Source organism: Streptomyces sp. NPDC059851 (assembly GCF_042732005.1).
Classification (GTDB): Bacteria; Actinomycetota; Actinomycetes; order Streptomycetales; family Streptomycetaceae; genus Streptomyces.
In genome coordinates this window covers 1-2,302 of sequence record NZ_JBHWJJ010000284.1, presented here as the reverse complement: position 1 = coordinate 2,302, position 2,302 = coordinate 1, and the positions used below count along the sequence as shown (strand labels likewise).

The 2,302-nt window shown below is 76.1% G+C and carries 1 protein-coding gene; it reads left to right on the top strand.

Annotated features, from left to right (window positions below):
• Nucleotides 1–65: 65 nt before the first annotated feature.
• On the top strand, nucleotides 66–2,123 hold the full coding sequence (locus tag ACFV7Q_RS38740) for a SpoIIE family protein phosphatase (protein WP_385435651.1): 2,058 nt from the start codon (nucleotides 66–68) through the stop codon (nucleotides 2,121–2,123).
• Nucleotides 2,124–2,302: the final 179 nt, after the last annotated feature.

Here is a 2,302-nt window from a genome sequence, read left to right as displayed (position 1 = left end):
CCGCAGCGGCCCGCCCCGAGCCCGACGCGGGCCAGGCGGCCGGACGGGCAGCAGCAGCCGCCCCAATGGCAGCGGGGGCACCGGCTGGTGACGCCATACCGGATGCGGTACGCCGCCGCGCAGCGGACGGCGGCGCCACGGACGCCGCGGCCAGCACGGGCACCACCGCCGAAGCCTTCGCAGCCGGTTCCCCGGACGCCGGGCTCGACCCCGTCGACCTGGTCGACCCGGTCGACCCCGCCGACCCGGACGGCGCCCCGCAGGCCGACACGGCCGACGACCACGACATGACGGCGGCGGAGGCGGAGGCGGGGGCGGCGGCAGCGGCCGGCGCGGTGGCCTCCCCGGGGAGCGTGGAAGGGGCCCTCGCGCGCCGCGAGGGCGACCGGCTGCGGTTCGTCGGCGCCGCCACCCGCCGCATCGCCCGCGGCATCGACCTCGACGAGATCGTGCTCGGGCTCTGCCGGGCCACCGTGCCGACGTTCTCCGACGCCATCCTCGTGTACCTGCGCGATCCCCTCCCGGTGGGCGACGAACGCCCCGTCGGCCCGGTCGTTTTAAGGCTGCGCCGCACCGACCGGCTCCGGCCGATCGACGACCTGACCGGAGCCGAGGGCGCCGGTGCCGCGGGGGGCGCCGGGGAGCTCGACTTCAGCCAGTTGCCGATGGTCGGCCCGCAGGGCGACCTGCCCGCAGCCGAGCTGTGCGAGATCCTGCCCGGCGGGGCGCTCGCCGAGGTGCTGCGCGGCGTACGGCCCGTCTTCGCGTCCTCCGAGGGCGCGCAGGAGGCGCTGCCGGAGCTACTGGGCGCGGAGCACCCCGTACCGCGCGGTCGGAGGGCCGTCCTCGCACCGCTGCGGGGTCGCCGGCGGGTGATCGGTGCCGCGGTGTTCCTGCGCAGCCCCGAGCGGCCGGCGTTCGAGCAGAACGACCTGCTGGTCGCCGCCCAGTTGGCCACGCACACCGCACTCGGCATCGACAAGGCCGTCCTGTACGGCCGTGAGGCGTACATCGCCGACGAGCTGCAGCGCACCATGCTCCCGCACAGCCTCCCCCAGCCGACCGGGGTCAGGCTGGCGTCCCGCTACCTGCCGGCGGCCGAGACGGCCCGGGTGGGCGGGGACTGGTACGACGCCATACCCCTGCCCGGCAGCAGGGTCGCCCTCGTCGTCGGCGACGTCATGGGGCACTCCATGACCTCCGCCGCGATCATGGGCCAGTTGCGGACCACCGCGCAGACCCTGGCCCAGCTGGACCTGCCGCCCGCCGAGGTGCTCCACCACCTGGACGAGCAGGCGCAGCGGCTGGGCTCCGACCGCATGGCGACCTGCATGTACGCCGTGTACGACCCGGTGTCCCACCGGATCACCATCGCCAACGCCGGCCACCCGCCGCCGGTGCTGCTGCACCTGGGCGGCCGCGCCGAGGTGCTCCGGGTGCCCCCGGGCGCGCCCATCGGCGTCGGCGGCGTCGACTTCGAGGCCGTGGAGCTGGACGCCCCGGCCGGTGCCACGCTGCTGCTCTACACCGACGGGCTGGTGGAGTCCCGGCTGCGGGACGTGTGGACCGGCATCGAGCAGCTCCGCGAGCGCCTGGCCACCACCGCCCAGCTGACCGGCCTGGACCATCCGCCGCCGCTGGAGGCCCTCTGCGACGACGTCCTCGACATGCTGGGCCCCGGCGACCGGGACGATGACATCGCGCTGCTCGCGGCCCGCTTCGACGGGATCGCGCCCAGTGACGTGGCGTACTGGTTCCTCGACCCGGAGGAGACCGCTCCTGGGCGGGCCCGCCGGTTCGCCCGCCGGGCGCTGGGCCGTTGGGGCCTGGAGGAGCTGGAGGACTCGGTGGAGCTGCTGGTCAGCGAGGTCGTCACCAACGCGGTCCGGTACGCCGAGCGGCCGGTCACCCTGCGCCTGCTGCGGACGGACGTGCTGCGCTGCGAGGTCGGCGACGACTCCCCGCAGCTGCCGCGGCAGCGCCGGGCCCGCGAGACCGACGAGGGCGGGCGCGGCCTGTTCCTGGTCAACCGGATGGCCCGGCGGTGGGGTGCGACCCGGCTGAGCAGCGGCAAGGTGGTCTGGTTCGAGCTCCCACTGCCGGGGGCCCACGACCGCCGTTGAGGGCCGCGAAGCCCCTGGCGGCCTTGGACCGGCCCCCTGACGGCCGAGCGGGTCCGTTGGACGGCCGCTGAAGGCCGCTGAAGGCCGCTGAAGGCCGCTGAAGGCCACTGAAGGCCGCTGAAGGCCGCCGACAGCCGCCGACGGTCCTGGACGACGCCGAAGAGGCCGCCGCCCCGCAG

Coding starts and splice junctions, on each gene's coding strand:
- ACFV7Q_RS38740 (WP_385435651.1), top strand. CDS start 66: ATGGCAGCGGGGGCACCGGCTGGTGACGCCATACCGGATGCGGTACGC.